Raw genomic sequence first — 4455 nt, 5'->3', positions numbered from 1 at the left:
GGCATAGACCGGCCTGCCGTCCTGCCCGAAAACGTCTGTGAGAACGTTGCCGTAGAATATTTGAGAATTGCTTGAATGGCAGTCAACGCATCCGCCATAACCAAGCGCTTGCGTTACCGGAGCGACGTTATGACTGATGCTGTATGACTGAGATGCGCCGACCCAGGTTTCATCCTTTTGAGAGATCAGGTTCCGGTTCTCGTCCAGATAATGAACTCTCCAACCCTTATGATAAAACGGCTTAACCTGTTTAAAACGCTTGTCTCCCTTCAGCGTCTCTGACAGGGATAAAAGCATCAGCTTCATATCTTTCTCAGAATAGATCTCTATAATCTTTGACTTCTCGTTTACTTTCAGTTCGTGCCTGATGCTGTCGAGGGCCTTTGTGACCTCGGAAATGAAAAGCGGATAGTGTATGCCATCGGCGTCCAGATTGGTATAATAAGTGGGTATGGCCCGATTGACAGGATAGATCTTGCCTCTGTCCTTCTCCCTGGTTCGATGCTCAAGGCGCTCATAGGCCGGCTTGGCGTCAACCCTCGCCCCGATCTCGGCAGCAAGAGTCTCGGTAAATTTGATTGCCGGGCCGGATACCACGACCATACTCTCGATCCTGGCGCGGTGCAGATTCGGGATATGGCACGTCTGACAGGCAATCCATTCAAGATGGTCCGTCCGGATCGTCAGATGTTTCATCACCGTTGCCCCCATGTAACCTTGGGTGTGGCAGTCCTCGCAGGTTCTCATGGTGTTGTCCAGATCGTCTCGGACATGGTTGGCATTTTCGTCTCCCTTTGCGATCTGATGGTCCAGACCGCCGGGATGACAATTGATACAGGTCAGCCCGGCAAGATGATGCACATCCGGATTTTCAGGGTCGGCCCAGGTCGTTCCGCGTTTTGCAGTGTCTATGGAACGATGGCAGAGCATGCAGTTTTCGTAACTCGGTTTTCGGGGCATCGGCAGAGAGACCCGGCCGTCTTCATTAAAAAACCGTTTGTTGTACTCCACCCTCGGTACTACACCATCTTTGACAAACCCCATAACCTGCCCGATACCGGATCCCGCAACCGTTGCCCATTTGAAATTCAGGAACTTGAGCTGTTTGACACGATTCTTGTAGTCGTAGCCGGGAAGATGACAGATGAAACAATCTACCTCAACCACCCCTGTTTTGTCCCATTTGCTTTTGTAATAGTCCCCATCCAAAGACTCCGCCAAGGCAGGGGACTTTATCAGTCGCTTGTCGTAACGCAGTCCATCCCGGTCCAGCTCCATCATTCCACCCCCGGGATGACAGCCGCCACAGCCCGGTTTGCCAAGGTTCTCAGAATCCTTTGGACCCTCTGCCGCAAACGTGAAGGGAGTAAATTCCACCTCATCAGGTTGTGAAAAATTCTTTTTCGCCAACTGGCGATAAGAAGCCATTCAGAAGCCGCCGGTCATGCCGAGAGTTAAAAACCAAGGTTTGTCTTTTATAAAATTGTCCCTGGCATCCTTCCACCCCATATCGAAATGATAACCTTCTCTGATCTTTTCGTAAGGATGGCATGAGCCGCAGGTCTGACGTGTGGAGTATGGCTGATCGGCGTTATCGCCGCTCATGGGATTAATGATTTTGCCGTCATCCGTCTTCAGGTAGAACGGAGGGCACGGGCCTGCCGCCGCAACGGAAGTAAAACAGAGAAGAAAAAACGCAGCTACCCACAACCATCCTATTCCATAGCGCCGAAAGATTTCAACAGAACTCTTAAGTTTCTGCATGGCATCTTTCCTTGAATGTAGGGTTAACCGCATCCCATCCCCTTTTATCCCTTGCATTTGTCACTGAGAAAATTGATATTTGGAGATGTGATCCTCGGACCCTCTCTCCCGGACCCTCGAAAAGTCCCCTTATCTGCCGTTGCGGGTAATTCTTTTTAAATGGTCGCTGTGGGGCTCTTGAAAAAGTCTCTTATGGTAAATAAGTTTGTCATGCCCGATAAACTTGTCCCCGCATGCATTCAGCGGGGAGCGGGCATCCAGTAATACTATGAAAGACCTGGATTCCCGCCTACGCGGGAATGACGGCATGAGATCAGAAAATCACTTTTTCAACAACCCCGCTGTCCCTAATTCCCCTGAAGCTCTGTGGAATTCTCTCCCTTGGTCATTTCGACCGAAGGGAGAAATCTTTAGAAAACCGCCCTCAGGGGTCTACATGGAAGACTCTTAGCCCTTCTTTTGTTCCTTCTTGGCTCTCTTTGCTGCTTTTTTTTCTTTCTTGGTTTTGGCTGGTTTCTTCTTGGTTGTCTTCTTGCTGTCCTGGCCTTTGCTCATGGTTTTTCCTCCTTATGATTGAGATTTAAATAGAATTAAGTATTGTGTCCCCGGAATTCCGGACGCACGGCGCGCCGATCAGCGCCGTACAGATCAGGCGTTCGAGGCAGCGTTCGCTGGTGTCACTCTTCATCGAGACCTCCTCCCTGCAGCGCCCTCCCTTACCGTCATCAAGCAACCATCAATCAACGCAGGAAGCCACAAGACCAGTCTTTTCAATAAGTTGCACATAGCGCAGTACCGGGAAAGGGCCAACAGAAGTCGAACCATCAAGCAATCCCCTCCCTGGCTGTGGCTGGTGCGGCCCAGAACGGCAGATATGTCCGATTCCGCGTCCCCGCATCGGGATCCCGCACCAGAATCATCCCTGCCTCCACAGCCTCATTGAGCAGGCGGGAAGCCACCGCGGCGTTCTTCTCGGTGATCCCGAACCGCTCTCGAACCGACGTGTTGGTCATGGGCTTGCGAGTCACGTAGCACAGGCATGCGTGCAGATAGCAGGCCCGCACACGATCCGCCTTGTCCATTGCAGACAATGGCTTGTGGGCGAACAGAACCACCCTCGTGAATCCGTCCGGTTTCTCGAAAAGTGGCGCCGGTAGCTGGAACAGCTCCACCTGGAAAATGACTTTGTCGATCCCGCTGCCGCGCTCCTCGCAAATACGGAACCGCCTCATCATCGAAGCCAGCGCCTCGTTTCGAGATTTCGGCGGCGTGTCCACGAAACGTTGGGTGTCCACCAGCGGTTCGCCTGGATTCGTGATCTCCAAGCGGTCCTCGAAAATCTCCACCATCGGCCCGGCGCCGGTGACGAAGAAGTCCTGGTGGATTAAGGCGTTCGCCTCCAACTCGCGCACCGCCAACTCGGGGAACATCGGTACCGTCTTGCGCAGGGCCTGCTCAATCACCTCATTAGATGGCAGCAAATTGTTGATGTAGCCGATCAATCCAGCGAAGCCGCTGGCGTAGCCTTTGCTGTCTTCCTGTTCCTTCAACGTCTCGGTGCGACCCCTGCCGCGATACTGTATGACCCGCATGGCTTTGCGTTTGAGCTGCGGGAAGTCGCCAAGCTTCCTGGCGAACAGGATGGCGCCCAGGTTGGTGATGTTGAAGCCGCCGACCTCGCAGGCGCGGATCAGGTGGTCGTTGCTCAGGGCTTCAAGTATCCCATCTCGATTGGCAGGCAGCGACTGTTCCAGCAAATCGAAGTAGGCCGGATAGTCCAGCAGTCGCAACACCTCATCGGCTGTGACATGTTCGACAGCGAGTAAGTCCTCGAACGGCGTCCGGTCGAGGATACGCCACAAATCCCGCTCGCGGTCGGGTGCGTCTTTGAGCGGCTTTTTCACCGGGCCGACGCGAATGAAGGCTTTACTCTGGAAGCGCACCGGATGTCGGAAGGCGCGACCAATCTCCAGAAGAACGACCGGTCGGCCTTCCAGGTTCAACTCGAAGAAGCGAAAGTGAATCTTCGGCGTGAGCAGTCGGAGCAGCCAGGTCTCCAGCGGCTCATTGCCTTTTTTCGCCTTGGAGAGCGAGAAACTCGTACCGACGATGGCGTGCGTCCCGTCCTCGACACCCCAGACCAAGTAGGCAAAGGCCTTGCCGTTCAGAGCGGCGGAATTGGCCAAGGCCGACAGGTACTCACCAATCTCTTGCGGTTCCGCCTTGCTCACTTTGAACTCAACCCACTCGGTTTCGCGCGGCAGCTTGCACAGCTCGTGCACAAGACCGGCAAGGTAGTCATTGTCGCGAACACTCGTCACGCCTCGGCCTCCTCGAGAGTGGCGTTGAGGTCCACGCCTTCGGCGTCCTCACCACCCTCCACTTACCGCTCACCCCGTTAGGGTCCGTCCCTAAATTCCCCTTAACATATTCAGTCGCCCGTTGGAGAAATCCTGAAATTGTTCCTGATAAATTGTTACAAGCATCAGGAGACTCGAAGCCATACACACAAGAGTGTGGGTGCGGAAACCGGCAGGGCGCCCTTGGTAGCTCCGTTCCAGTCCCACCAGTCCCCCTGCAAGGACCGCTACCCCCACACGCATTAAGATATCATTAATTTCGCCGGCCATCTCGATCCCTCCTGCCATCATAAGTAAGCGCAACAACCACAATGACTTGATCTGGGTACCC

2 protein-coding genes and 2 pseudogenes are annotated in these 4455 nt (G+C 53.8%); all 4 read right to left on the bottom strand.

Annotated elements, in window-relative coordinates; translation table 11 throughout:
- Positions 1–1428, bottom strand: a pseudogene (locus AUK29_00985) (hypothetical protein).
- Entirely contained in the window at positions 1429–1764 is a 336-nt protein-coding gene (locus AUK29_00980; GenBank protein ID OIP66328.1) for a hypothetical protein, read from the bottom strand.
- Between the two features lie 824 nt (positions 1765–2588).
- Positions 2589–4085, bottom strand: a complete 1497-nt coding sequence (locus tag AUK29_00975) for a transcriptional regulator (GenBank protein OIP66327.1) — start codon at positions 4083–4085, stop codon at positions 2589–2591.
- A gap of 90 nt (positions 4086–4175) precedes the next feature.
- Positions 4176–4455: pseudogene (locus AUK29_00970) on the bottom strand (hypothetical protein).

The organism is Nitrospirae bacterium CG2_30_53_67 (assembly GCA_001873285.1).
Lineage (GTDB): Bacteria > CG2-30-53-67 > CG2-30-53-67 > CG2-30-53-67 > CG2-30-53-67 > CG2-30-53-67.
Note: the sequence above shows the minus strand (reverse complement) of the source record. Positions and strands in the feature narration are given on the sequence as shown.

What these genes read in the sequence shown, in the direction of transcription:
- AUK29_00980 (OIP66328.1), bottom strand. Translation starts at nt 1,764, where the DNA reads ATGCAGAAACTTAAGAGTTCTGTTGAAATCTTTCGGCGCTATGGAATA.